Consider the following 26,158-nt stretch of genomic DNA (forward strand, 5'->3'; position numbering starts at 1 on the left):
GAAATAGATTTTCTACTACTTTTTTTGAAAAAATGATAACTATATCCTATAGATTGAAAGTAACTTAATTACGTATTATTTAAAAGTTTTTATAACATGTAGAATATTTATTTAAACAAACTAACATTTTTGAAAGGTTGATAAACAAAGTAGTGTGGTACACTATAATTAACGATAGTAGAATGATTACTAGTTATTGTGAATTTTTTAACTTACGATTGTTCTTTATCAAATAAATTAAAAGGAGTAGATTTATGGAAACCGTTAAAAATTTAAAAAAGGCGAAAAGTTGGAATATGGTTTTGTTGGTGTTATGCAGTATTTTTTTAATTGTCACTTTGTTTAGTTTGCCTACAGCTTTAAATCCCGACCCTTCATTATACAATGAACAATTATTAGGGCCACAAGCATCACAATTATATGAGCAAGCCAATAGTTTGCAATCTAAAGTGTATGCAGCAATTGATGTAGTGATCTCAATTGCTATTGTTGTGTTGCTATTTCTAAATAATCAAAAGTTAAAAAGAAGGACGCTAGCGTCGAAAATGCCATACTATTTATATCTAGGTTGGGCTGTAATAGGTATTGTTTATTCTCTTTTATTTACACCTGCTGTTGATTTAGGAGAAATGACTCAGATGATGACTATCATCACCTTAGTTATTCAAATTTTACTAGCTTTGCCAGCAATCTTAGCGTTAATTTATTTATTTAAAGCTGATACTGGAGAGGAAGTATGAAGAAAGAAAAACGTAAAAAGTTAAGCAAAAAGAAACAAATTGTTTTAAGTATCGTTGCGGCTATCCTTGCGGTTTCAGTGATTGCTATGGCGTATGTTTACAGTCGTCCAACACAAGTAAAAGAAGATGCGTATCGAATTGTAACGCTTGAAAAAGCTAATCCGCTACTATTTAAAGGTATTGCTGCACCTGCCACAACCGATACTTTTTATTACGATCAATCAAAAGGTGATATATCAGAAATTTTAGTCCAAAATGGTCAGGAAATTAAAGCAGATACGGCTGTTTTGGCGTATGAAAATAAAGCTGTTCAAGAGCAAATAGATGAACAAGAACAAAGTCTAGAGAAATTGAATTTTGCTATCCAAACGGCACAACAAAATTTGGATAATGCCTATGCAAAAAAACAAGAAATTCAAGACAAGCTATATACGGCTTCTACGCGATTTGAAAATGCTGATGACAGCATGCCTGAAGGCCAAGCGATTCGTCAAGAAGAACAAGCTAAAAAAGATCAATACATGGAAGCTTTATCAGCACAAGATGATGTTATTTTACAAGCACAACAAGCATTGGATTCTGCTTATTTAGATGCAAATAGTGCAAATGAAAGTATTGAAAGTACTCAAAATAAGATTGTTACCAACATTTTTTCTAAAAATGAGGGGATTGTGATGATTGATATGAAAGGTGAAGCCAATCCAGCTGTTCCATTGATACAAGTGATTAGTAAAGAAACCATTATTGAGGCCAAAGTTACAGAATATGATTATAGTCGGTTGAAAAAGGATACACCAGTCACGATTCAATTAATAAATGACAATACAAAAATTGATGGCACAATTACAAAAATTAATCCTTTACCTGATTCATCCGAAGCAACTCAGACGAGTATTGCGACGTACACTTTTACCGTCAAGCCAGTTAAAAATATTCAATATGGCTATAATTGTCAAATTATGTTACCGATAGATGAGTTGCGTATTCCCGAAAATGCCTTGATAACTGAAAAAGAACAATCCTTTGTTTTTGTTGTTAAAAATGGTAAAGCACATAAAAAATCAATTTCATTTGAAAAAAAAGATGGTTTTGTTATTGTAACGAAAGGTTTATCTGAAAAAGAACAACTTATTGAAAATCCTGATAATAAATTAAGCGATGGTCAAGAAGTGATGGTGAAGTAGATGATTGATTTACAATATATCAACAAATATTATCAAAATGAAGAAGAACGTCTACAGGTCCTGAATAATATTAATCTACACATCGATTCAGGTGAAATGATTGCAATTATGGGGCCTTCTGGATCTGGTAAATCTACATTGATTAACTTATTGGGCTTTATCGATAAATCTTTCGAAGGTGAGTATTTATTTGAAGGAGAGTCTTTTATCACTTGGTCAGACGATGCTCTTTCAAAAGTACGTAACCAAACAGTCGGATTTGTTTTTCAAAATTTTAGCTTAATTGAAAATAATACAGTATATGAAAATGTTGAGTTACCATTACTTTATAATGGATATAGTTTTCATCAAACAAAACAAAAAGTTTTAGCAGCTCTAGAGATGGTTGGCTTAGCAGACAAAGCGACGAAATATCCTAAGCAGCTATCAGGAGGGCAACAGCAACGAGTGGCAATTGCTCGGGCAGTAATTAATGAACCCAAATTTATTATTGCTGACGAACCAACAGGTGCTTTAGATACCCATACTTCAGAAGAAATTATGAAACTTTTTGTTCAATTAAATCAAGAAAAAAATGCCACGATTATTTTAGTTACGCACGATCCAGAGATGATTCCGTATTGCACACGGCTAATTCAAATTCGAGATGGTGCCATTATAGAAGATAAGGGGTTGAATCGATGAATCTTTACGTAAATTGGCGGACATCGATTCGCTCTGTTTTTAAAAATCGCAAACGTAGCTTATTGACCATGTTTGGGATTATTATTGGCATCGCTGCCGTTATAACTATTTTGGCAATTGGACGTGGTTTTGAAAAAGATACGATTAAAAACTTAAATAGTGGTGATTCTGACGCAATTGAAATTCAAGTAAATTTTACGCCCCAAAATGAAAGCTTATATACAAGTAATGTCAATTTTTTTAACGATACGGACCGAGAAGTCGTTGATCAAATAACTGGAGTCAAAACAGTTACCTATCCTAAAATGGAAGGGACAGTTTATAAAGAGGTCAGTATTGCAGATAAAAAACAAACAAAGCAAATTTCTTTAGTAAAAAAGTCAACACAGGAAATACTTTTTGGGCGAGCATTAGTTGCTTATGATAATGATACAGAAAATAAGGTCGTCGTTATTGATTCAGTCACTGCTAAAGATTTATATCAAACAGCTGAAAATGCACTGAATCGTGGATTTGAAATTGAAGGCCATTTGTTTCAAATTGTCGGGGTTTACCAAGGAAATGAAATGGAAAGTATGTTTTCAATGCCTGAAAGTAATATTTCGATTCCAGATAAAGTTTATGAACGATACTTTACAAATGATTCTTCAAGTTCAACCTTAATTGTCACTTTAGAACAAGATGCTACACCCGCAACAGTGACCACGGATGTAATTAAACGCTTAGAAGAAAAAGGAACTATGAAAGATTTTGGTGAATATATGGTTTTTGATACCGCCGTGTTAACAGATGGTATCAGTCAAATATTAGGAACGATTACGTTGTTTATTTCATGTGTAGCCGGGATATCGTTATTAATCGCTGGTGTCGGAGTAATGAATATGATGTATATTTCAGTTTCTGAGCGGACCAAAGAAATAGGTATTCGCCGAGCTTTAGGAGCAACTCGCAATTCTATTCGTTTACAGTTTCTTCTAGAAGGAGTAACTTTGACCTTGGTAGGCGGAATTGTTGGGTACGTCATTGGTATTGCTTGTGCATATTTAATCGGTTCTTTAATCGATGTTTCGGTTGCTATTGATTTCTTTACAATTGCGCTAGCTGTAGGGGTGTCAAGTGGGATTGGTATTGTTTTTTCTGTAATGCCTGCTTCTGAAGCAGCTAAAAAAGATTTAATAGAGATTTTAAGATAGTTAAAAAGAGACGAGGGTATCAGTCTGATAACAGTGAAATATCCGAACTATATAGAGTGTGTCACTTTCTTTAACAGGCAGTGTACGTTCTATATAATTCGGATAGGGTCACCTTATTTGACTTATGTCATCGTCTCATTTTTAAATATTCAATACTTTGTCCAAGAAATCTTTGGTACGTTCATGTTGAGGATGATTGAAGAGTTGCTCTGGAGAGCCATCTTCTAAGAAATTACCACCATCAATAAACATCACACGATTGGCTACTTCTTTCGCAAAGCCCATTTCGTGAGTGACAATCACCATGGTCATACCTTGTTTGGCTAATTTTTTCATAACGTTTAATACATCACCGACCATTTCTGGATCAAGTGCTGAAGTTGGTTCATCAAATAACATAATATCTGGATTCATAGCTAGCGCACGAGCGATAGCCACACGTTGTTTTTGTCCGCCGGATAGATTATCGGGATACATGTTCTTTTTATCTGCTAAACCAACCGTTTCAAGTAATTTAGTTGCTTGTTCTTCTGCTTCTTTTTTTGAAGAACCTTTCAAATCCATAGGAGCTAAAATAATATTCTCTAGGACAGAAAGATGTGGGAACAAGTTGAAATGTTGGAATACCATGCCGATGTGTTGGCGGACTTGATTAATGTTAGTTGTTTTGTCCATCAAATGTGCACCATCGATGATAATATCACCACTTGTAGGCTCTTCTAAGCGATTTAAACAACGTAAGAAAGTAGATTTGCCCGAACCGGAAGGACCGATGATACAAACAACATCTCCCTCTTTAATTGAAGTGCTGACATTATTTAAAACAGTATTATCTCCATATTTTTTTACGAGATTTTCAACAAGAATTTTTTCTTTCATCTTAGTTCACCTTCTTTTCTAACACTTTGGCAAATTTTGTTAGTGCCGTAATTACAATTAAATACATAATAGCAATAATTAAGTAAACGTACGTACTTTGCATTGTTCTTGCTACAATAATTTTCCCAGTTTGTAATAGTTCCACCACACCAATAACAGAAATGATTGTTGTGTCTTTCAATGAGATAACAAATTGATTAACGAAAGAAGGAATCATAATCCGAATTGCTTGCGGTAAAATTATTTTTTGCATGGTACGAATATAAGAAAGCCCTAAGCTTCGGGAAGCTTCCATCTGTCCTTTAGGAACTGCATTGATACCGCCACGAACAATTTCTGCAATATAGGCACTTGCATTTAGGGTTAAGGTAATGACACCGGCTGCGAAGTCGGGGATAGTAACACCAATTGCATCAGATAACCCAAAGAAGATAAAGAATGCTAATACCATCATTGGAATACCGCGAATGATATCTACATAAATTGAAGCAAACACACGTAAAGCTTTAATTGGTGCTACACTAAATAGTCCAAAGATGATACCAACTACTAATGCTAAAGCAAAAGAAATTAATGCTAAAGCAATTGTTTTACCCAAACCTGTTAGTAAGATTTTGTAGTTGTTTTTAATTAAACCAGTGAATGTCGATTCATTCACGCTACTTTCAGCTTTTTTACCATCTTGAATATAGCGAGAAACAATTTCATCATATTCACCAGTGCGTTTCATTTCAGCTAAAGCTTCATTAAACATTTCTACTAATTCAGGATTTTGCCCTTTTTTAACAGCAAAACCATACTCGCCACCGGATTCACGGTCAATTGGCGTTTCTAATTCTTGGCCTTGAGCAATTGCGTAACCAATTACTGGATAGTCATCCATTAAAGCGTCAATTGCTCCAACACGAACAGCATCATACAATTGATCTGCAGCATCGTAATACTTAATATTATAATTGTATTCATCTTTATTTTTTTCTAAGAAATCAGCGCTTTCTGTACCAACTTTAGCACCAACTGTTTTTCCATCTAAATCTTCATAAGAAGTAATGTCCGTTGTCCCAGTCTTAACAGCTAATTGAATGCCACTTTCAAAATAAGGGTCTGAAAAATCAAAAGATTCTTTTCGTTGATCTGTAATTGACATTCCAGCAATCATACCGTCTGCTTGATTACCTTCGACTGCTTGAACTGCACCAGAGAAGCCAATGTGATTGAAACGAATGTTAAAGCCTTGTAGTTCAGCTACACGATTTAATAAGTCCACATCAATTCCAATATATTGATTATTTTCATCTTGGAATTCAAAGGGAGCAAATGCAGAATCACTAGCTATAATATATGAATCTTTCTTAGGCTCGATTTTTTTCATCTCGCCAGATTCAGCTTCTTCTGTGCCAGAGGTAATATATTTAGCAACAATTTTATCGTATTCACCAGATTCTTTCATTTTCTTTAATCCAGTATTGAACTTGTCTAGTAATTCTTTATTTTCGCCTTTTTTAACAGCAAAACCATAAGAATTTCCTTTTTCTGGCTCACCAACTAATTTTAATTGTTCGCCTTGGTTAATAGCGTATCCCAAAACAGGAAAATCATCAAAGATTGCAACGACTGTCCCATTTTTAATTGCACCGTATAAACCAGTTGCATCATCGTAGTTTTTGACATCAAATTCATACTTATCTTTGTTGTCTTCTAAAAAAGTTGCACTTTCTGTACCAACTTTAGCACCAACCGTTTTTCCTTTTAAATCATCTAAAGAAGTGGTGTCATTATCATCAGCTTTTACAGCCATTTGAATACCACTGTCAAAATATGGATCAGAGAAATCAAAGCTTTTTTTGCGTTCGTCTGTGATACTCATCCCAGCGATCATAGCATCCAATTGATTTGATTGAACTCCTTGTATAGATGAATCGAACCCAAGAGGGCGCAAGTCAACGTCAAAATCTTGATCGTCAGCGATAGCTTTTAACAAATCGATATCGATCCCAACGTATTCATTTTTTTCGTTTTGGAATTCAAAAGGGGCGAATGTGACATCCGTACCTATTTTATAAGTTTTTTCAGCAGCGAGTGTTGTCACGCTAGAAAAAAAGAATAACGTCATTATAAACGAAAATAATGAAATGAATAGAGTTTTTCTTTTCATATTAAATAATTCCTCCTAAGTGTCAGATATTACAAAATTATATATCAAAGCTTTTGCACTAGGCAAGAAAATAGCCGGAATTTACAAAAAAAATCTTTTCTTCTGACATTCAATGTCAGAAATAACGACATAATAACCTTTTTTGATTGAAAAGTTAGAAAAAATAGCGAAAGTATGTTCGCTGTGTTAAAATAATGAAAGTAGATGGTCTTGATATTCAAGACTTTTAAAGAAGAAAGAAGGCATGCATTTTATGATTGAAAGAGATACTACTCATCATTTTGAATTAGTCTCCAAATATCAACCTGCAGGAGATCAGCCCGAAGCAATTAAAGAGTTGACAGAAGGTGTGCTAGCAAATAAAAAAGAACAAATTTTGCTAGGAGCGACAGGTACAGGAAAGACATATACAATTTCGAATGTTATTCAAAATGTTAATAAACCTACGTTGATTATTGCTCATAATAAAACTTTAGCAGGTCAATTATATGGAGAATTTAAAGAGTTTTTCCCAAACAATGCCGTAGAATATTTTGTTAGTTATTATGATTATTATCAACCTGAAGCGTATGTTCCTTCAAGTGACACTTATATTGAAAAAGATTCAAGTATCAACGATGAAATAGATAAATTACGACATTCTGCAACTAGTGCATTATTAGAACGCAATGATGTGATAGTTGTTGCCTCTGTGTCGTGTATTTTTGGCTTGGGTTCACCAATGGAGTACCAAAAGCAAGTTGTTTCTTTACGTGTAGGTATGGAAATTAGCCGTGATCAGTTGTTGCGTTCATTAATTGAAATTCAATTTGAAAGAAATGATATTGATTTTCAACGTGGTCGTTTTCGTGTACGAGGGGATGTTGTAGAAATTTTCCCAGCTTCACGTGATGAGCGAGCGTTACGTGTAGAATTTTTTGGAGATGAAATTGATCGAATTCGTGAAGTGGATGCTTTAACGGGTGAAATTTTAGGTGAAACGGAGCATGTATCAATTTTTCCAGCAACTCACTTTTTAACTGATAGCGATCATATGGAACACGCTATTACTTCTATTCAAAAAGAATTAGATCTGAGGTTGACTATTTTAAAAGAAAATAATCAGTTGTTAGAAGCACAACGATTGGAGCAACGGACAAATTATGACATAGAGATGTTGCGTGAAATGGGCTATACCTCAGGAATTGAAAATTATTCTAGACATATGGATGGACGTCAAGAAGGCGAACCACCCTACACATTAATTGACTTCTTTCCAGATGACTATCTTATTGTTATTGATGAGTCACATGTGACTATGCCTCAAATTAGAGGTATGTACAATGGGGACCGTGCGAGAAAACAAATGCTGGTCGATTACGGTTTTCGTTTACCTTCTGCACTGGATAACCGTCCGTTACGGTTAGAAGAATTTGAAAAGCATGTTAACCAAATTATTTATGTTTCAGCAACACCAGGGCCTTATGAACATGAGCAGACAGATAGTGTTGTTCAACAAATCATCCGACCTACTGGTTTATTAGATCCCATCATTGAGGTTCGCCCAATTATGGGACAAATTGATGATTTAGTTGGTGAAATTAATGAACGTGTAGAAAAAAATGAGCGTGTTTTTGTTACAACATTAACGAAAAAAATGTCTGAAGACTTAACTGATTATTTCAAAGAATTAGGAATTAAAGTAAAGTATCTTCATAGTGATATTAAAACATTAGAACGTACAGAAATTATTCGCGACTTACGCTTAGGAGAATTTGATGTATTAGTTGGAATTAATTTACTGCGTGAGGGCTTGGATGTTCCAGAAGTTTCGTTAGTAGCAATTTTAGATGCTGATAAAGAAGGATTTTTACGAAGCGAACGGTCATTAGTCCAAACTATAGGACGTGCTGCAAGAAATGCAGAAGGCAAAGTAATTATGTATGCAGATAAGATGACTGACTCAATGCAACGAGCTATTGATGAAACGTCTCGTCGTCGTAGCATTCAGAAAGCGTACAATAAAGAACATGGAATTGTACCAAAAACGATCATCAAAGAAATTCGTGATTTGATTTCAATTTCGAAAGTTGCTGAAGAAGCTGCAGATTATGATGTGAATTCATATGAAGATCTATCAAAAGAAGAAAAAGAATTATTATTATTGAAATTAGAAAAAGAAATGAAAGAAGCTGCGAAAGCATTGGATTTTGAAAGAGCAGCAACTTTACGCGACACTATATTAGAGTTGAAAGCTTAGTTTACAGGAGGTATGTTATGGCGAATGATAAAATCGTGATTCATGGCGCACGTGCGCATAATTTAAAAAATATTGATGTTACTATTCCACGTGACCAATTGGTTGTAGTTACTGGATTGTCTGGTTCGGGGAAAAGTTCGCTAGCTTTTGATACGCTTTACGCAGAAGGACAACGACGTTATGTTGAGAGTCTCTCTGCTTATGCGCGTCAATTCTTAGGTCAAATGGATAAGCCAGATGTAGATAGTATTGATGGTCTGAGCCCAGCAATCTCAATTGATCAAAAAACAACCAGTAAAAATCCCAGATCTACTGTTGGAACAGTGACCGAAATTAATGATTATTTACGACTTTTATATGCTCGTATTGGTCATCCAATTTGTCCCAATGATCATATTGAAATTACTAGTCAATCCGTGGAACAAATGGTTGACCAAGTTTTGGAATTACCTGATCGAAGTAAAATTCAAATTTTAGCTCCTGTCGTCTCTCAAAAGAAAGGGCAGCATAAACGAGTCTTTGAAACTATTCAACGGGAAGGTTATGTTCGTATCCGTGTCGATGGAGAAATTTATGATATTTCTGAAGCCCCAGAACTTGAAAAAAACAAAAAGCACGACATTGCAATTATTATTGATCGGATTGTAGTAAAAGAAGGAATTCGTTCTCGTTTATTTGATTCTTTTGAAGCTGCTTTACGTTTATCGGAAGGCTATGTAATTGTTGATGTTGTTGGACAAGAGGAATTATTATTTAGTGAACACTATTCATGTCCTTATTGTGGCTTTACAGTGGGTGAGTTAGAGCCGCGTTTATTCTCATTTAATGCTCCATTTGGTGCATGCGCCGAGTGTGATGGTTTAGGTGTTAAACTAGAAGTTGATATTGACTTAGTAATTCCTGACCAGACGAAGACATTACGAGAAGGTGCTTTGATACCGTGGAATCCGATTAGTTCACAATATTATCCACAAATGTTAGAACAAGCGTGTTTAGAGTTTAATATTGATATGGATATACCGTTTGAAAATTTACCTGAAGACCAACGTGATATTATTTTGAATGGATCAAATGGTGAATTATTCCATTTCCATTATGAAAATGATTTTGGTGGTGTGCGAGATGTAGAGGTTCCTTTTGAAGGGATATTGACAAATATCAAACGTCGTTATCATGAGACAAATAGTGATTTTACTCGGGATCAAATGCGTTTATACATGACGGAATTGACATGTAAATCTTGTCAAGGTTATCGTTTAAATCCACAAGCTTTATCAGTCAAGGTCAACAGCAAGCATATTGGAGAAATTAGTGAATTAGCAATTAATAAAGCTGTATCTTTTATAGATAGTTTAGAATTAAGTACCCAAGAATCGATGATTGCCCGTCCAATTGTTAAAGAGATTGATGATCGATTAAGTTTTCTACAAAATGTGGGGTTGGATTATTTGACATTAAGCCGTTCTGCGGGAACTTTATCTGGTGGAGAAGCGCAACGGATTCGTTTAGCTACGCAAATTGGTTCCAATCTGTCGGGTGTTTTATATATTCTTGATGAGCCTTCAATTGGTTTGCATCAACGGGACAATGATCGCTTATTAGATTCTTTAAGGAAAATGCGGGATTTAGGAAACACTTTAATTGTTGTTGAACATGATGAAGACACCATGAAAGCTGCAGATTATTTAATTGATGTAGGACCAGGTGCAGGTCATGCAGGTGGTGAAATTGTTGCAGCAGGTACCCCAGAAGAGGTCGCCGCTAATCCTAATTCATTGACAGGTCAGTATTTATCCGGTAAAAGAAACATTCCTGTTCCCAAAGAACGACGTCAATCGAATGGTCAAGCAATTAAAATTACTGGTGCTTCTGAAAACAACCTTAAAAATGTGTCTGTTGCGTTTCCTTTAGGACAGTTTGTAGCTGTAACAGGAGTTTCTGGTTCAGGAAAATCGACTTTAGTTAATGAAATTTTGAAAAAAGCTTTAGCACAAAAAATTAATCGAAATTCAAATAAACCAGGGAAATTTAAGAAAATGACCGGTTACGAAAGTATCGAAAAAATTATTGATATCGATCAAAGTCCAATTGGTCGGACACCACGTAGTAATCCAGCGACTTATACAAGTGTCTTTGATGATATTCGTGATTTGTTTGCGCAAACCAATGAAGCGAAAATTCGTGGATATAAAAAGGGCCGCTTTAGTTTTAATGTAAAAGGAGGTCGCTGTGAAGCTTGTAAAGGTGACGGGATTATCAAGATTGAAATGCATTTCTTACCTGATGTTTATGTTCCCTGTGAAGTCTGTCATGGAAAACGATATAATTCAGAAACACTAGAAGTTCATTACAAGGGGAAAAATATTTCTGAAATCTTAGATATGACCGTAGAAGATGCTGTTGAATTCTTTAAACATATTCCGAAAATTCATCGTAAACTTCAAACAATTGTTGATGTTGGTTTAGGTTATGTGACTCTAGGACAACCAGCCACAACTTTATCAGGTGGTGAAGCGCAACGAATGAAGTTGGCAAGTGAACTTCATAAGAAATCGAATGGGAAAAGCTTTTACATTTTAGATGAACCAACAACAGGATTGCACTCGGATGATATAGCCCGATTATTGAAGGTATTAGAACGCTTAGTGGATGCCGGAAATACTATTTTAGTGATTGAACATAACTTAGATGTCATTAAATCTGCCGACCATGTGATTGACTTAGGTCCAGAAGGTGGCGAAGGTGGGGGAACCATTTTGGCAACTGGAACACCTGAAGAAATTGCGCAAGTTAAAGAAAGTTATACCGGAAAGTATTTGCAGGCAATTTTAGAAAAGGGTTAAGTTTATAGAAAACTCTAATAAAAAGCTTGCTACAATACTAGAGGTTAGATAAAATTACAGATAGTTGGAATCTTCTTAAATGAAATTCCACCTATAAGTTCTATCCGTTCAAATGGAAAAAAAGCGATCAGAAGAAATTCTAAATCGCTTTTTTTCTTTGAATTAAAATAATAAAAATTAGCAATGATACGCCCGGAATGATATAATGATATGTAAACATTGAATTGCACATATACGCAATAGATGAGAGGAGCAAAAACGATGGTAGAAAGTTTAGAATTAGTTATTATTACAGGAATGAGTGGTGCCGGAAAAACTGTCGCAATTCAAAGCTTTGAAGACATGGGGTATTTCTGTATTGATAATATGCCTCCAAGCTTAATTCCTAAATTTTGGGAACTAATTAAAGAATCAGGAAAAGTTACGAAGATTGCTTTAGTCGTTGACTTACGTTCTCGTTCATTTTTTGAAGAAATTCAAAGTATGTTAATAGATATTGAAAATACTGCTTTTATTGATACCCGTGTTCTGTTTTTAGACGCCTCGGATAATGAATTAGTGTCACGTTATAAAGAAACACGACGCACACATCCACTTGCGATGGATGGCTTGGTGACGGAAGGGATTCGTAAAGAACGAGCTATTTTAGAAGATTTAAAGACACGAGCATCTATTGTTATTGATACAACAACTTTAACACCACGTCAGTTACGTGAAAAAATCAATCAAGAGTTTCGTCATTCTCAAGATCATGGTTTCCGAGTTGAGATGGTATCCTTTGGGTTTAAATATGGCTTGCCAATTGATGCTGATATTGCAATGGATGTTCGCTTTTTACCAAACCCACATTATATTAGCGAGCTACGTCCATTAACTGGGATGGATAAACCAGTCTACGATTATGTAATGTCTTTTGATGAGACAGAAAACTTTTATGCACAATTTTTAAGTTTATTGAAAATAATTATGCCAGGCTATGTCAAAGAAGGAAAAAGTAGTTTAACGATTGCAATTGGTTGTACAGGAGGGCAACATCGTTCAGTAGCTTTAACTGAGCGTGTTGGGAAAGCCTTAGCTGAAGATTATAAAGTAAATATCACACATCGTGATAAAGATAAACGAAAAGAGACGGTGAACCGCTCATGAAAATGAAAACCTACCGTATCAGAAAACCAAAGATTGTCGTTGTCGGTGGTGGCACTGGTTTACCAGTAATATTAAAAGGATTACGAAATCAAGGGGTAGACATTACGGCAGTAGTAACGGTGGCTGATGACGGTGGAAGTAGTGGCCAATTACGTGACTCAGTAACTACCATGACGCCACCAGGTGATTTACGAAATGTATTAGTAGCTCTGTCAGATATGCCTAAACTATATTCAGATGTTTTTCAATATCGATTTAACAAAGAAGATAAATTTTTAGCCAATCATGCCTTAGGAAATTTGATTATTGCAGCCATGTCTGAAATGCGTGGTAGTACGTATGAAGCTGTGCAACTCTTATCAAAAATGATGCATGTTGACGGTCGGGTCTATCCTTCTTCTGATGAACCACTAGTCTTACATGCTGTGTTTAAGGATGGTACAACTGCTGTAGGTGAATCCAAAATTGCTTTAGATCGAAAAACTATTGATCATGTATTTGTTCGCAACCATGCAAATGATGATGAACCAAAAGCGGCACGTAAAGTCGTAACATCCATTTTAGAAGCAGATATGATTGTTTTAGGACCAGGTAGTTTATTTACAAGTATTTTACCAAATTTGATGATTTCTGAAATTGGTCAAGCTATGCTTGAAACAACGGCTGAGGTCGTATATATCTGTAATATTATGACGCAAAAAGGAGAAACAGAACATTTTACAGATACCGATCATGTTCGTGTTTTACATCAACATCTAAAAGCGCGTTTTGTTGATACTGTCTTGGTGAATACTGAACCAGTACCAGAAGGATATATGGATACAGAAACCTATGATGAATATCTAGTACAAGTTCAACATGACTTTAACGGTCTTCGTAAAGAAAACTGTCGTGTAGTTTCTACCGATTTTTTAGAATTGCGAGATAATGGTGTATTTCATGATGGAGAAAAAGTTGTACAAGAGTTACTACGTATTGTGTATGGCGCACGATTAAAAAACTAAAGAGAGGAGAAGGATAGGATGTCTTTTGCAGCAGATGTGAAAAAAGAACTGACGGGCTTAGAAGTTCATCGTGAACATGCAAAGGCTGAATTGGCAGCATTGATTCGCATGAATGGTTCAATTAGTTTATCAAATCAACAAATTATATTAAATGTCCAAACAGAAAATGCTGCGATTGCTCGTCGGATTTATTCTTTACTCAAAGATCACTATGATGTGCGTAGTGAGTTATTGGTTCGTCGAAAAATGAAATTGAAAAAAAATAACGTCTATATTGTTCGTTTAAAACAAGAAACACGAGCTGTTTTAGATGATTTAGGAATTATGGATGGTTTAATGTTTCATAGTCATGTTTCAGGAGAAATTATGGGAAATGCTCAAAAAATGCGCTCATATCTAAGGGGCGCATTTATGGCGTCTGGCTCTATTAATAATCCGGAGACAAGTCGTTACCATTTAGAGATTTATTCGATTTATGAAGAACACAATCAAGATATTTGTAATATGTTAAATTATTACGGGTTAAACGCACGTACCTTAGAGAGGCGTAATGGGTATATTTCTTATTTGAAGGGTGCCGAACATATTGCTGATTTTTTAACGTTGATTGGCGCAACGAATTCTATGCTAAAATTTGAAGATGTTCGGATTGTTAGAGATATGCGAAATTCAGTAAATCGTTTAGTGAATTGTGAGACAGCAAATATGAATAAAACAATTGATGCAGCATCAAAACAAATTGAAAATATACAATATATTGAAGATCGTGTTGGATTACAATCGTTACCAGAAAAACTGCAGGAAATTGCGGAACTTCGTTTGGAGCATCCGGAAGTGAGCCTTAAAGAGTTGGGGGAGATGATTCCTTCGGGTGTGATTTCAAAATCAGGAATTAATCATCGTATTCGCAAAATTAATGAATTTGCGGATCGTTTACGTGAGGATGCAACTTAAGATAGGAATGTAACATAAGTAAAAAAGATAAAACTATCCGGGCTATTTAGAGATTTCTATCTAAATAGCCCGGATAGTTTACTGTTAAAGGGGCTTATAGCCTAACTTTTATTTTAAGCTAAATAACTTTTTAATGTGTCTTGATCAATAGTTTCATCAAAAATGTGGTCATTAATAATAATTGTAGGCACAAACTTAATAGTTGCACGCTCTGTTTCTTCAATTAAGCTTTGAGCATAATCTAAATGGTTATGTTCCGACAAATGAAGTTCATTTTTAGCAAATTCAGCAACTTCTTCTAAGGATAAGTTTCCCCATTGTGCTTGTGTAGCAAAAATTTTTGTTAAATCCACAAGTGTTTGTTTGGCATCTTCTGTTGTTACAAAACGGTGCATAACATTTCCTCGTTGAAGTGACTCTTTCGGCCGATCAACTAACTTGATAATACGTTGGATTTTATGCTCGCTAACTGCTTCGTTTAAAAGTTCAAGAGACTCCTCAAACCATTTTTTGCAATAGGGACAACGAACATTAAGAAATTCTAATAATTGCTTAGGTGCTGAATCACCAATAAAAATTCCGTTGTCTGTGTTAGTTTCATTTGCTTTAATTACTGAGATATCCATGAAAATTCCTCCCTTTATAAAGTATAGTGTAACGAATTTTTATATGATTGAAAAGTTACCTGTTTGGAATGTATTCGGAAAGTTTTCAAAATTTTTCAAAGAAGAGCTTTTTTTATCGCCACCGGAAAAAAACCTATGCTATACTAATAGAAGAGCGAGTCTTAGAATAAAGGAAGGCTGTTAGTATGAAACTTAATATTGGCGAATTATTTAACTTAGAATATTGGAGACAATTGTTATCTATTGATGTATTTTCATTACCTTTTTTAATAAATGTATTAGACATTATTGTTGTTTGGTATATTGTTTATAAACTAATCCAACTGGTACGAGGAACCAAAGCTATCCAATTATTTAAAGGGGTAGCGATGTTTATTGGTATTCGTTTCGTAGCAGAACTAATTGGCTTACACACATTGTCGTGGTTGATGGATCAAGTAATCACATACGGGGTGATTGCGGCAATTGTTATTTTTCAACCAGAAATTCGACGGGGCTTGGAACATTTAGGTCGAACAACTTTCTTTACCCCTACAAAAAATGAAAGTAATAAAGATGAACAGATGATTAAAGCTTTTGATAAAGCAATTCAGTACATGTCAAAACGAAAAATTGGTGCATTAATTACAATTGAACGTAACACTGGCTTAGAGGAATATATCGAAACTGGGATTCCTTTAGATGCAGATATTACAGGTGAGTTATTGATAAATATTTTTATCCCGAATACACCATTACACGATGGTGCAGTTATTATTCGTGATGGGAAAATTTCTGTTTCTTGTGCTTATTTACCGCTGTCAGATAGTGTATTATTACCAAAAGAATTTGGGACTAGACATCGAGCAGCTCTAGGTGTTTCGGAAGTAAGTGATGCTTTAACAATCATTGTTTCAGAAGAAACAGGAAACGTAAGTATTACTTTGAATAACCAGCTATATCCAGATTTAAGTCAAGAAGAATATTTGAAAATGTTAAATGATGCATTTATTTTAGAAGAAAAACCAAAAGAAAAGAAGAATTTTTTTCGCACGATTTTAGATGAGTTGAATAGATTAAACAAAGGAGGCAAATAATGTTTACTAAGCAGAGAAAAAGCAACGTCATGTATGGATTGTTAGCTTTGTTGTTTAGTTTAGTATTATTTTTTAATGCTAATGGATCAAGCCTTCAAAGCAGTTTAATTACACCTAGTGCTTATGAGGAAACGGTGACCGATGTACCAATCCAGACTATCTATGATTCAGATAAGTATTTTATTCAAGGCTATCAGCCAACTGTAGACGTGACACTATCTAGTGTGAACCGTGTGCAATTAAATGCAGAAAAAAATGTTGAAACTCGAAATTTTCATGTAGTGGCTGATTTAACAGACTTAGATGTGGGAACACATGATGTGTTGTTAGAAATTCAAGATATGAGTAATAGTGTTACTGGGAAGATTGAATCAAGAATTTTTACTGTCACAATTGAAAAAAAAGTTAGCAAAAAATTTCCAGTTGAAATCAATTACTCAGAAGATAATTTGCAAGATGGCTTTCAATTAGATAAAATAGTTTCTGAGCCAAGTGAAGTGACTGTAGTTACTGGTGAACAAACGCTAAAAGATATTGCAAAAGTCATGGCTGATGTTGATGATTTAAAAGGTGTGACAAATAATCAGTCTATTGAAGCTCCCGTATATGCAGTAGATAAAAATGGTGAGATTTTACAAACCGAAATCAATCCACAAACAGTAGATGTTAGCTTGCAAGTTTCTGTACCTGAGAAATCAGTTAGTTTGTATGCTGTTCAGCAAGGAACAACACCTACTGGAGTTTCGCATTTTGACTTTCTAGTAAGTCCTACACAAGCAGTAATTTCTGGATCACAACAGTTGCTAGATACAGTTGAAAGTATCGGTGTCCCTGTAGATGTATCGGATGTGCAAAAAACAACAAAAAAAGTAGTGACTATTCCAACTGAAAAAGGCGTTGTAGCAACACCAAAACAGGTGACAGTGGAAATATCACCAATCTTTACAGAAAAAAGTAGCACGACAAATGTATCCAGTGAATCTGCAGAAGCAGAGGGAAGCAACGAGTCAACTACAGGAGCTGGACAATCACTACCGCAAACTTCTGAAGGAACAGTTCCTTCTACTGAAGAAAAAAATTCTTCAAACGAACCAGAAGTAACTTCAAGTTTTAGTGAAGAAACAATAGAAGAAAGTACTCAAGAATCATCTTCAATAATTGAAGAACAAGAGACAATGAGAGAGGAACAATAATTATGGGAAAATATTTTGGTACGGATGGTGTTCGTGGCGAGGCCAATAAAGAGTTAACACCAGAGCTAGCATTTAAATTAGGCCGTTGTGGCGGTTATGTATTAAGTCAACATGAAACAGAAGACAAGCGTCCACGTGTTCTTGTGGGGCGCGATACGCGTATTTCTGGACAATTATTAGAAAATGCTTTAGTCGCAGGCTTACTGTCTGTAGGGATTGAGGTGTTCCAATTAGGAGTTATTTCAACGCCAGGAGTAGCCTATTTAACCCGTATTCAAAAAGCGAGTGCAGGCGTTATGATTTCTGCTTCTCACAATCCAGCTCAAGACAATGGTATTAAGTTTTTCGGGAATGATGGCTTTAAATTAGTCGATGAGCAAGAAGCTGAAATTGAAGCTTTGTTAGATGCGAAAGAAGATACATTACCACGGCCTTCAGCTGAAGGTTTGGGAACAGTAGAAGAATTTCCAGAAGGGTTATTGAAATATTCGCAATTCTTGCAACAAACAATTAGTGGTGATTTATCTGGTTTAACGGTTTGTATTGATGCAGCAAATGGGGCAACTGCAACATCTGTTAATCGCTTGTTTGCAGATTTGGAAACGGATTTCTATACAATGGGAACATCACCAAATGGCTTAAATATCAATGATGGTGTTGGTTCAACACATCCAGAAAAACTAGCTGAATTTGTTGTTGAAAAAGAGGCAGATGCAGGATTAGCTTTTGATGGCGATGGCGATCGTATTATTGCGGTGGATGAACGTGGTCAAATCGTTGATGGCGACAAAATCATGTACATTTGTGCAAAATATTTAGCGCAACAAAAACGATTGAAGCAAGATACGATTGTAACAACTGTCATGAGTAACTTAGGCTTTCATAAAGCCGTGGAAGAAATTGGCTTAAAAGATGTTATTACACAAGTAGGCGATCGTTATGTTGTCGAAGAAATGCGCAAAAATGATTACAATTTTGGTGGCGAACAATCTGGACACATGGTCTTCTTAGATTTTAATACGACGGGTGATGGTATGTTATCCGGAATTCAATTATTGAGCATCATGAAGCAGACAGGAAAAAAACTATCAGAATTAGCGGATGAGGTGACCATTTATCCACAAAAATTAGTGAATATTCGTGTTTCAAACAAAAATGGTGCGATGGAAGTACCAGCTATCAAAGCTGTGATTGATGAAGCTGAAGCCGAAATGAATGGCGAAGGCCGTATTTTGGTTCGACCTTCAGGAACAGAACCGTTGTTACGCGTGATGGCTGAAGCTCCAACTGATGAAAAAGTTAATTATTATGTCGATAAGATTGCGGATGTTGTTCGTAAAGAAATCGGTTTGTAGAAAAATGAGAGAAAAATCCGAACGATTTTTCTCTCATTTTTTATAACAAATAGCAAGAAAATTCAGTAATTAGTTATGAGTATAGTTAAAAGGAGGAAGAATATGAGTCAAGAATTAACAAAAAAAATTCCTGAATTAATCACAGAGGTCGAAAAAGTCATCTTAGGAAAACGAGATGTTATCCAGCTAACTGTTGCTTCTTTATTAGCCGGTGGGCATGTTTTATTTGAAGATATACCCGGTGTTGGAAAGACATTGATGATTAAAACATTAGCTCAGGCTATTCATGGGAAATTTTCTCGAATTCAGTTTACTCCAGATCTATTTCCTAGTGATATTTTGGGTGTTTCTATTTTTAATAATCAAACCAATCAATTTGAGTTTCGTAGAGGCCCTATTTTCACAACAGTATTATTAGCAGATGAGATTAACCGGACTAGTCCGCGTACACAAGCAGCTTTATTGGAAGCAATGTCAGAGGGAAAAGTAACAATTGATAATCAAACCTATACTTTGTCTCCACATTTTTTTGTTTTAGCTACGCAAAATCCGATTGAATACGAAGGGACCTATCCGCTTCCTGAAGCACAACTTGACCGCTTTTTATTTCGCTTAAAAATAGGCTATCCAAATTTTCAAGATGAATTAACATTAATGACTGGAAAGCAACAAGAGATAAGTATTCGCCGAATTTTAACAGAGCAAGAAGTAGACGAATTGAAAGCATTAGTGGATACAATATTTATACAAGAAAATGTTGCAAAATATGCTTTGCAATTGGTTCAAGCTAGTCGTAATCATCAAGGAATTACATTGGGCGTTAGCCCGCGTGGAAGTGTAGCCTTTATTCGGGGGGCTAAAGCGTACGCACTAACTGAAGGTCGTCAATACGTTGTTCCTGAAGACCTCCAAAAGATTTTACCAGCGGTTTTTGGTCATCGTATCCAACTAAAAAATCGAAATAGTGAAGAAGAGAGAATAGCAATTTTACAGCAAATTATTGAGCGTGTTCCTGTACCTATCCGGAGGTGAGTGGATGAAACAAATTAAAAATTGGCGTAATGCATTTATGTTAGGTCTAGCTTACTGCTTTATTGTTGTTTATGCGCTTATTTTTACTAATGAAACTGGATGGACGCTTTTGTTATTTGCTAGCCTACTCATCATAATTGAACTGATCAGTGTGTTAGGTTCTTTGCGGCGCCTAAAAATTATTAGTAATGAGCAGCAGATTATGCAGGTAGGAGAAAAGACAGAGCTTCGGTTAGATATTACGAGACGAGGAAAATACCCGTTAATTTTGTTTCGCACAAAATTATCTAGTATCTGTTTTAGTGGCTCTATTTTCTTTTATTTTTTCAACGGGAAAATGCAAAAGCAGGTTGTTTGGTCACCAGAACAACGAGGCTATTATCAAAAAATTCCTATACAAGTATCTAGTCAAGACTTTTTTGGATGGTTTCGAAAAAGTCAAACAGTACAGCTAACAATAGCAGCATTTGTATTACCGAAAATTTCATCGGAAGCAGAAACAGTCATTTCTTATTTTCAACATGAATTGCAACGTAGTTCTTATGGGGAGTCAAGCTTCACAGTGAAAAACTATCGGCCTTATAGAATAGGGGATGCTTTAAAACAAATTGATTGGAAGGCTTCAAGTCGTCAGCAGGAATTAATTTATCGAGAGTATCAACAATTTCAAACTTCTGAATGGGTGTTTATTTTTTATGGCCAAGATAGCTTGTACTTTGAAGAGATGTTGAGTATATTTTATTCGCTACAACAGCAATTTCCGCAAATACCAACATTATTATTAGGAACACAATCAGATACTTTTGCTACTGATGATTTAAGACAGTATGCATTCATTCAACCTTTAACAATGCCTCCATCTTTGCCAAAATTTTATCAAAAGAGAATTTATATTTTTACACCTAAACATTCAGAGGAATTGAAAGAGCAAATCATTGATTTACAGCGAGACAATCAAGTCACTCTTTATACGTACAAAGAGTTAATGGCGATGTTAGGAATTGAGGTGAGCTTATGATTAAACAACTAAAAGAGAAGCTGGTACCCATGTTACTAACATTTATTACTTTTTTTCTTTTTTTTCTTCAATTTTTATCAATTTATCGATTAGGTAACCATCTGTTAGCTGGGATAACAGTAGGCCTTTTTTGTTTGATTGCAGGGATTATTCCTTATCGTTGGCTAAAACTTCCTTTTTATGGTTTAGCTAGTAGTTGTACAGCTTACCTTTTTATGCCAATGGAACAGTCTTTTTCCAAAGAATGGTTTGACCTTTTTTTACAGACCTTAAAAGAAGACTATTTGGGTTTTTCTAGTGGTGAAGTTTCTTTTATTCCACCAGCAATTGCGTTAACTATTATTTTGCTATTAATGATTTTACTGATTGAAATGCAAATTGAATATCTTCGTATTTATTTGAGTACAGTCATTGTTGTAGGTTATTTACTCCTGTTAGTTATTTACAATCACTTAGATTTAAGCTTAGTTATTTTGTTTATTTTATGTAACGCATTATTTTTTCGTTTAGTGGTTTATCTAAAGGAACGTCAAACAGTCATTTTAGGGACGCTGGTTATTGGAGTTCTATTTTTAGGTGCTTTAACAATTCCAAAAACTCAAATAGAAAGCCGGTTATTAGAAGCAAGTTCATCTATTAGGAATCAACTGAACCAGCAAGGATTTTACCGTTATTTTGAACAAAATGGACAGGGAAATGGGAAAGGTAGTCCGTTATCACGTACTGGTTTCAGCGAGGATGACAACTTATTAGGTGGTCCATTGTTAGATGATAGAACAATCCTGTTTGAAGCAAATCAACAGCAAGCACATTATTGGCGAGTAGATAGTAAGAATATCTATACAGGGAAAGGGTGGCAGCCTTCATCAGAAAATCTGACTCGTGAAAGCATATTAAATGCCTCTGAACTGACCGTATCAGCACGTGATTATCAAGGTGCGCTTGCTGAAAACGAGACAATTGATGTAACTTTTTATAATCGTAATAATAATCAATACTTGCCTTTGCCTTATGGAGAAAAACAAATTCAATTAACTTCGGGTCAAAGTAGTTTTTATCTTTACAACGAAAGCGACCGAATAGATTTCTTAGGTAATGCTGTACAAATTGATTGGCAAAATTTAAATTATTCTGCTGCAGAATTATCTGAAGTTGAAGTGACTGTGCCAACCAATAGTGTAAATTATTTGCAACTACCTGAGGACTTACCACAAAGAGTATATGATTTAGCTGATGAGTTGATTATGAATCAAGTAACGATGTTTGATAAGGTAACGGCTGTTCAAGATTATTTAAAAACATCTCCTGATTTTCGCTATTCGAAATTAGATGCGAAAGTACCACCAGAAAATCAAGATTATGTGGATCATTTCTTATTTGATTCACAAGTGGGCTATTGTGATAATTTTTCGACAGCCATGTCTATTTTGCTGCGAAGTGTTGGTATTCCTACACGTTGGGTGAAAGGTTTTGCTCCAGGTACAGTGACAGAAACCACTGATGACTATCAAACGTATACAGTTCGAAATCAAGATGCTCATTCTTGGGTTGAGGTTTATTTCGAAGGTTATGGTTGGTTACCGTTCGAACCCACTCCATCTTTTAGTCAGCCTCTAGAAGAAGTAACAGAGGAGACGCTTGAAACAACTGATTTAGAAAGTACAGAAACCACGAAATCATCAACAAGTATTTCAACGGCAAGTAGTGAGCAAGTAAGCATCATAGAATCTGTTCCAACAGAACAGAATAATCAACCATTTCGTTTAGCAAGGGTTTGGAATTGGTTGAAATGGTTGCTGTTATTTGTTGTTTTAATTACAAGTTGGTACTGGTATTTTTATGTGTTTATCTTACTTTTGTTGAAGATTAGTAAACAGCCACTACTAAGTATTTATCCATTGTTGCTAGCTAAACTAGAAAGAAAAATACCCCGTCCTCAAGAGCAGACCTTACAACAATATGCGGAACAAGTCGAAAAAGTTTCTTCAACAGTTGGTAGTGAATTTTTAATGTTAACCTCTTATTATGAAATAGCTATTTACAGTAATAAAAAAATAACCAAAAATGAGAAAGAAATAATAAAATCACTAGCATGGAAACTAAATAAACCATTTAAAGCATATAAATTGGAATAATTTATATGCTTTTTTCTTTAAAATCAGTCTTCAGACGTATGAGAAAAGTATGAGAAAAGCTTTTTTTATGTGCTATAATGAAGTGCAGAAGGGCTGAAGCCTTTTTTGAGTGAGAAGGAGAAAAGAAATGAAAAGTGTATATATTGTATTAACTGATACTGGGACGGTATTGACTAAATGTATCAAAATATTTACTAGAAAAAATTATAATCATTCATCGATTGCTTTAGATAGACAACTTGATAAAGTTTACAGTTTTGGTCGAAAAAAAGTTAACAATCCTTTTGATGGAGGCTTTGTAAAAGAAAACCTATATCAGGATTTTTTCTTACGTTCACGTTGTCAAGTATATTATTTAGAGATGTCTGATGAACACTTTGATCGAATACAAAAAAAGATTACAGAGTTTGAATTGAAAAGAACCGATTATCGTTATAATTTTCTAGGCTTAATCGGAATTGCCTTACACCAAGAATGGGAACGTGAAAACGCCTTTTTCTGTTCACAATTTTTAGCTTATGTTTTGCAAGAAAGTGGTATCGTAGAATTCCATAAACCTATTTATCTCATTACTCCAAATGATTTAGTTGCTCAATTGAATCCTCAACTAATTTATCAAGGAACAGTGAGTCATTACTTAGCAAATCAAACATTATATGCTGAAAATCAAGAACTAAGTTATGAAACACATTATCTACCTCAAACATTTACAAAAAAATGGACTTTTCCAGTTATTAATCGTTTTTTATAAATGCCATCATCATTAGAAAATCAGGCGAAAATCTTATAACATTTTAACTTATTTTGTTATGTTTTGACTAAAAATTTAAAAGAATAGTAGGATGTTAACAGAGAGTAATTTCTCTGTTAAATCATTTAAATTTTGAGGAGTGACACAACATGTATGAAGAAAAACGTTTTGACTGGAGTAGCTTAATTTTAGGGATACTATTTTTCGTTGTATCATTGATGGCTTTCCAAAACCCTGGTGGTAGCTTGATGGCAATCGTTATTTATTTAGCTATTACAGCAATTATTAATGGCGTTGCAAGCATTTTTATTCGCAACAAAGTGAAACAATTAACTGGCTTTAAAGGAACTGCTCTATTGCTTTTAGGCATTTTAGAAGTGGTTTTGGGAATTGTTTTGATGTTTAATTTATATGCAGGGGTTATGACGATCGCTTATGTCTTTGCGATGTGGTTTGTGATTGATTCTGTACGTAACTTATTTATATTAAATGAGGCACGTTTAGTAAGTACTGCCTATTATTGGTTTTCTATGATTTTAAATATTGTGGGAATTTTCATTGGGATTTCTTTATTTTTTGACCCAATTGTTTCAATGTTAACCTTATCATTCTTAGTAGGATTCTACTTAATGTTAACTGGAATTTTTTATATCGTACGAGCATTTATAAAATAAAAAAAGGGACGTTGATTTGATATGCCCCCTATATAGGACACTGAAATATAAAAGTCCTATATAGGGGGTGTTTTGTATGCAGAAAGTAAAATGAAGTTTACACCAGAAGGAAGAGTCGTGCTAGTAGAGAGCTATTTAAATGTTTTAGGAAGTCTAAATGCTCTTTCGAAAAATACGGTCTGAGGAATAATAATCAACTACAAGATTGGAGAAAGATACATAATACTCATAGAAATTTCGAATCAGGAAGCGGTGGTAAGCCATTTAAGTAACGAATATAAATTGAGCTTTTCTTAAATTAATAAGCTGTGAAAAAACATACCACAAGCGGAATTAATATAAACTGACCAATTTTCCTCTAGATTAAGTAAATTTTTTAATATCTATCCATTTCAGTTTGCTATAGAGTATTAAGTTAGTTGAATATAAATTTTAATGTAAATTCAATAGGTTGAGATATAAAATCACCTTATACTGTAGCTGCTGCTTTAATCATTTCGTAAGTTTCCATTGCTAAATGTAATTTGTGCCCTTCAATCATTTCTTTAGGAGTATCTTTAGGAAAATAAACCCTTGTTCGAATATTGAATCCTTGCTCTGTTTTTCTCATTTGATGATGGGCGATATCACGGCGTAAAGTACCATCCAATAACTTTGATGTCCCAGCCAATGAGGGAAGAAATCCTTCGTCAGATGGGATAGATTTATACCCAGGGATTACAATAACTTCAGTGGGACCACCATACATCCCCATTGTTTCTATGCCTACTTTTTCTACATCATCATTCTCTAAAGAGGCAAAATGAAAATGTTCAGGATGTTCCGACATAACTGAGGAATCTCCGCCACTCAATACAAATGTTAACTTCTCTCTGAATGTTTCAAGAGTCATCCCTTCAACAACTATATCTGCTGTAGCTGGAATCATTGAGTCATCATCATGATAGCTTTTTGAAATATCGCGCCACATTTGTGCAGAACGCTCCAATTCATTTTCATATAGTTTTCTAATCCCTTCAGCTCCAAGCATTTTTCTTGCTTGGAGATTAATCTCTTTTGCTTCCTTATAGCTCAAATAATTGACATCATCAAAACTTAAGTTTTTACCCTTATAAGGGATTTTTGCATCTAGATAAATCATTTCCTGTAACACATGTTTTTCTCTTTCATAACTAATATATTCAAGCTGTTTTTCTGAATAATTATCTCCATCAATTATTATCTTAATTTTTAAGTTTGTCATAATGATTCTCCTTTATTTATATTATTAATCACTA

The 26,158-nt window shown here is 34.7% G+C and carries 21 protein-coding genes; 17 read left to right on the plus strand and 4 right to left on the minus strand.

Annotation, left to right across the window (positions count from 1 at the left end):
* Positions 1-254: 254 nt before the first annotated feature.
* Genes AC4BC5_RS13280 through AC4BC5_RS13295 form a run of 4 tightly spaced genes read left to right on the plus strand, consistent with a single transcriptional unit; the run spans position 255 to position 3,801 of the window.
* Positions 255-740 carry a hypothetical protein gene (locus tag AC4BC5_RS13280; RefSeq protein ID WP_490495836.1) on the plus strand — a complete coding sequence of 162 codons (486 nt, stop codon included), beginning with the start codon at positions 255-257 and terminating at the stop codon, positions 738-740.
* Positions 737-1,924, plus strand: a complete 1,188-nt coding sequence (locus AC4BC5_RS13285) for an efflux RND transporter periplasmic adaptor subunit (protein WP_490495837.1) — start codon at positions 737-739, stop codon at positions 1,922-1,924. Before AC4BC5_RS13280 ends, AC4BC5_RS13285 begins: the two co-directional genes overlap by 4 nt.
* Positions 1,925-2,608 (plus strand): ABC transporter ATP-binding protein, encoded by a 684-nt coding sequence (locus AC4BC5_RS13290; RefSeq protein WP_490495838.1) that lies wholly within the window; start codon positions 1,925-1,927, stop codon positions 2,606-2,608.
* Entirely contained in the window at positions 2,605-3,801 is a 1,197-nt protein-coding gene (locus tag AC4BC5_RS13295) for an ABC transporter permease (RefSeq protein WP_490495839.1), read from the plus strand. Before AC4BC5_RS13290 ends, AC4BC5_RS13295 begins: the two co-directional genes overlap by 4 nt.
* A 141-nt stretch (positions 3,802-3,942) precedes the next feature.
* On the opposite strand, the gene AC4BC5_RS13300 is transcribed toward AC4BC5_RS13295, so the two are convergent.
* Together AC4BC5_RS13300 and AC4BC5_RS13305 are read right to left on the minus strand one after the other, a co-directional pair.
* Entirely contained in the window at positions 3,943-4,680 is a 738-nt protein-coding gene (locus AC4BC5_RS13300; protein ID WP_490495840.1) for an amino acid ABC transporter ATP-binding protein, read from the minus strand.
* Position 4,681: 1 nt separating this feature from the next.
* On the minus strand, positions 4,682-6,835 hold the full coding sequence (locus tag AC4BC5_RS13305) for an amino acid ABC transporter substrate-binding protein/permease (RefSeq protein WP_490495841.1): 2,154 nt from the start codon (positions 6,833-6,835) through the stop codon (positions 4,682-4,684).
* A 253-nt stretch (positions 6,836-7,088) separates the two neighbouring features.
* On the opposite strand from AC4BC5_RS13305, the gene uvrB reads away from it, so the two are divergent.
* The 5 genes from uvrB to whiA all read left to right on the plus strand — a co-directional run bounded on the left by uvrB (position 7,089) and on the right by whiA (position 15,021).
* Positions 7,089-9,074, plus strand: a complete 1,986-nt coding sequence (gene uvrB, locus AC4BC5_RS13310; protein ID WP_490495842.1) for an excinuclease ABC subunit UvrB — start codon at positions 7,089-7,091, stop codon at positions 9,072-9,074.
* A gap of 17 nt (positions 9,075-9,091) precedes the next feature.
* On the plus strand, positions 9,092-11,917 hold the full coding sequence (gene uvrA / locus AC4BC5_RS13315) for an excinuclease ABC subunit UvrA (RefSeq protein ID WP_490495843.1): 2,826 nt from the start codon (positions 9,092-9,094) through the stop codon (positions 11,915-11,917).
* A gap of 261 nt (positions 11,918-12,178) precedes the next feature.
* Positions 12,179-13,063, plus strand: coding sequence for an RNase adapter RapZ (gene rapZ / locus AC4BC5_RS13320; protein ID WP_490495844.1), 885 nt, complete (start codon positions 12,179-12,181; stop codon positions 13,061-13,063).
* Entirely contained in the window at positions 13,060-14,067 is a 1,008-nt protein-coding gene (locus AC4BC5_RS13325) for a gluconeogenesis factor YvcK family protein (protein WP_490495845.1), read from the plus strand. The genes rapZ and AC4BC5_RS13325 overlap by 4 nt, the downstream gene beginning before the upstream one ends.
* An 18-nt stretch (positions 14,068-14,085) precedes the next feature.
* Positions 14,086-15,021, plus strand: coding sequence for a DNA-binding protein WhiA (gene whiA / locus AC4BC5_RS13330; protein ID WP_490495846.1), 936 nt, complete (start codon positions 14,086-14,088; stop codon positions 15,019-15,021).
* Between the two features lie 113 nt (positions 15,022-15,134).
* On the opposite strand, the gene AC4BC5_RS13335 is transcribed toward whiA, so the two are convergent.
* Complete coding sequence (locus AC4BC5_RS13335; RefSeq protein ID WP_490495847.1) at positions 15,135-15,647, minus strand: thioredoxin domain-containing protein; 513 nt, start codon at positions 15,645-15,647, stop codon at positions 15,135-15,137.
* A gap of 185 nt (positions 15,648-15,832) precedes the next feature.
* Here AC4BC5_RS13335 and cdaA point away from each other — a divergent pair, with 185 nt between their 5' ends.
* The 8 genes from cdaA to AC4BC5_RS13375 all read left to right on the plus strand — a co-directional run bounded on the left by cdaA (position 15,833) and on the right by AC4BC5_RS13375 (position 24,881).
* Entirely contained in the window at positions 15,833-16,723 is an 891-nt protein-coding gene (gene cdaA, locus AC4BC5_RS13340) for a diadenylate cyclase CdaA (protein ID WP_490495848.1), read from the plus strand.
* A complete protein-coding gene (locus AC4BC5_RS13345; RefSeq protein ID WP_490495849.1) occupies positions 16,723-17,916 on the plus strand; it encodes a CdaR family protein in 1,194 nt (397 codons plus the stop codon). The genes cdaA and AC4BC5_RS13345 overlap by 1 nt, the downstream gene beginning before the upstream one ends.
* Before the next feature lie 2 nt (positions 17,917-17,918).
* Positions 17,919-19,271 (plus strand): phosphoglucosamine mutase, encoded by a 1,353-nt coding sequence (gene glmM / locus AC4BC5_RS13350; protein ID WP_490495850.1) that lies wholly within the window; start codon positions 17,919-17,921, stop codon positions 19,269-19,271.
* A gap of 102 nt (positions 19,272-19,373) precedes the next feature.
* Positions 19,374-20,303, plus strand: a complete 930-nt coding sequence (locus AC4BC5_RS13355; RefSeq protein WP_490495851.1) for an AAA family ATPase — start codon at positions 19,374-19,376, stop codon at positions 20,301-20,303.
* Between the two features lie 4 nt (positions 20,304-20,307).
* Positions 20,308-21,321, plus strand: a complete 1,014-nt coding sequence (locus AC4BC5_RS13360) for a DUF58 domain-containing protein (protein WP_490495853.1) — start codon at positions 20,308-20,310, stop codon at positions 21,319-21,321.
* Complete coding sequence (locus AC4BC5_RS13365; RefSeq protein ID WP_490495854.1) at positions 21,318-23,456, plus strand: transglutaminase-like domain-containing protein; 2,139 nt, start codon at positions 21,318-21,320, stop codon at positions 23,454-23,456. The genes AC4BC5_RS13360 and AC4BC5_RS13365 overlap by 4 nt, the downstream gene beginning before the upstream one ends.
* 127 nt (positions 23,457-23,583) lie before the next feature.
* Positions 23,584-24,207, plus strand: a complete 624-nt coding sequence (locus AC4BC5_RS13370; protein ID WP_490495855.1) for a hypothetical protein — start codon at positions 23,584-23,586, stop codon at positions 24,205-24,207.
* Between the two features lie 149 nt (positions 24,208-24,356).
* Positions 24,357-24,881, plus strand: coding sequence for an HdeD family acid-resistance protein (locus AC4BC5_RS13375; RefSeq protein WP_490495857.1), 525 nt, complete (start codon positions 24,357-24,359; stop codon positions 24,879-24,881).
* Positions 24,882-25,350: 469 nt separating this feature from the next.
* Here the strand turns inward: AC4BC5_RS13375 and AC4BC5_RS13380 are convergent, their stop codons facing one another.
* Positions 25,351-26,124, minus strand: coding sequence for a hypothetical protein (locus tag AC4BC5_RS13380; protein ID WP_490495858.1), 774 nt, complete (start codon positions 26,122-26,124; stop codon positions 25,351-25,353).
* Positions 26,125-26,158 lie beyond the last annotated feature (34 nt).

Source organism: Enterococcus sp. AMC2644 (genome assembly GCF_058216475.1).

Bases quoted from the DNA above. Each gene is read 5' to 3' on its own strand.
- AC4BC5_RS13280 (WP_490495836.1), top strand. From the start codon at position 255: ATGGAAACCGTTAAAAATTTAAAAAAGGCGAAAAGTTGGAATATGGTT.
- AC4BC5_RS13285 (WP_490495837.1), top strand. From the start codon at position 737: ATGAAGAAAGAAAAACGTAAAAAGTTAAGCAAAAAGAAACAAATTGTT.
- AC4BC5_RS13290 (WP_490495838.1), top strand. From the start codon at position 1,925: ATGATTGATTTACAATATATCAACAAATATTATCAAAATGAAGAAGAA.
- AC4BC5_RS13295 (WP_490495839.1), top strand. From the start codon at position 2,605: ATGAATCTTTACGTAAATTGGCGGACATCGATTCGCTCTGTTTTTAAA.
- AC4BC5_RS13300 (WP_490495840.1), bottom strand. From the start codon at position 4,680: ATGAAAGAAAAAATTCTTGTTGAAAATCTCGTAAAAAAATATGGAGAT.
- AC4BC5_RS13305 (WP_490495841.1), bottom strand. From the start codon at position 6,835: ATGAAAAGAAAAACTCTATTCATTTCATTATTTTCGTTTATAATGACG.
- uvrB (WP_490495842.1), top strand. From the start codon at position 7,089: ATGATTGAAAGAGATACTACTCATCATTTTGAATTAGTCTCCAAATAT.
- uvrA (WP_490495843.1), top strand. From the start codon at position 9,092: ATGGCGAATGATAAAATCGTGATTCATGGCGCACGTGCGCATAATTTA.
- rapZ (WP_490495844.1), top strand. From the start codon at position 12,179: ATGGTAGAAAGTTTAGAATTAGTTATTATTACAGGAATGAGTGGTGCC.
- AC4BC5_RS13325 (WP_490495845.1), top strand. From the start codon at position 13,060: ATGAAAATGAAAACCTACCGTATCAGAAAACCAAAGATTGTCGTTGTC.
- whiA (WP_490495846.1), top strand. From the start codon at position 14,086: ATGTCTTTTGCAGCAGATGTGAAAAAAGAACTGACGGGCTTAGAAGTT.
- AC4BC5_RS13335 (WP_490495847.1), bottom strand. From the start codon at position 15,647: ATGGATATCTCAGTAATTAAAGCAAATGAAACTAACACAGACAACGGA.
- cdaA (WP_490495848.1), top strand. From the start codon at position 15,833: ATGAAACTTAATATTGGCGAATTATTTAACTTAGAATATTGGAGACAA.
- AC4BC5_RS13345 (WP_490495849.1), top strand. From the start codon at position 16,723: ATGTTTACTAAGCAGAGAAAAAGCAACGTCATGTATGGATTGTTAGCT.
- glmM (WP_490495850.1), top strand. From the start codon at position 17,919: ATGGGAAAATATTTTGGTACGGATGGTGTTCGTGGCGAGGCCAATAAA.
- AC4BC5_RS13355 (WP_490495851.1), top strand. From the start codon at position 19,374: ATGAGTCAAGAATTAACAAAAAAAATTCCTGAATTAATCACAGAGGTC.
- AC4BC5_RS13360 (WP_490495853.1), top strand. From the start codon at position 20,308: ATGAAACAAATTAAAAATTGGCGTAATGCATTTATGTTAGGTCTAGCT.
- AC4BC5_RS13365 (WP_490495854.1), top strand. From the start codon at position 21,318: ATGATTAAACAACTAAAAGAGAAGCTGGTACCCATGTTACTAACATTT.
- AC4BC5_RS13370 (WP_490495855.1), top strand. From the start codon at position 23,584: ATGAAAAGTGTATATATTGTATTAACTGATACTGGGACGGTATTGACT.
- AC4BC5_RS13375 (WP_490495857.1), top strand. From the start codon at position 24,357: ATGTATGAAGAAAAACGTTTTGACTGGAGTAGCTTAATTTTAGGGATA.
- AC4BC5_RS13380 (WP_490495858.1), bottom strand. From the start codon at position 26,124: ATGACAAACTTAAAAATTAAGATAATAATTGATGGAGATAATTATTCA.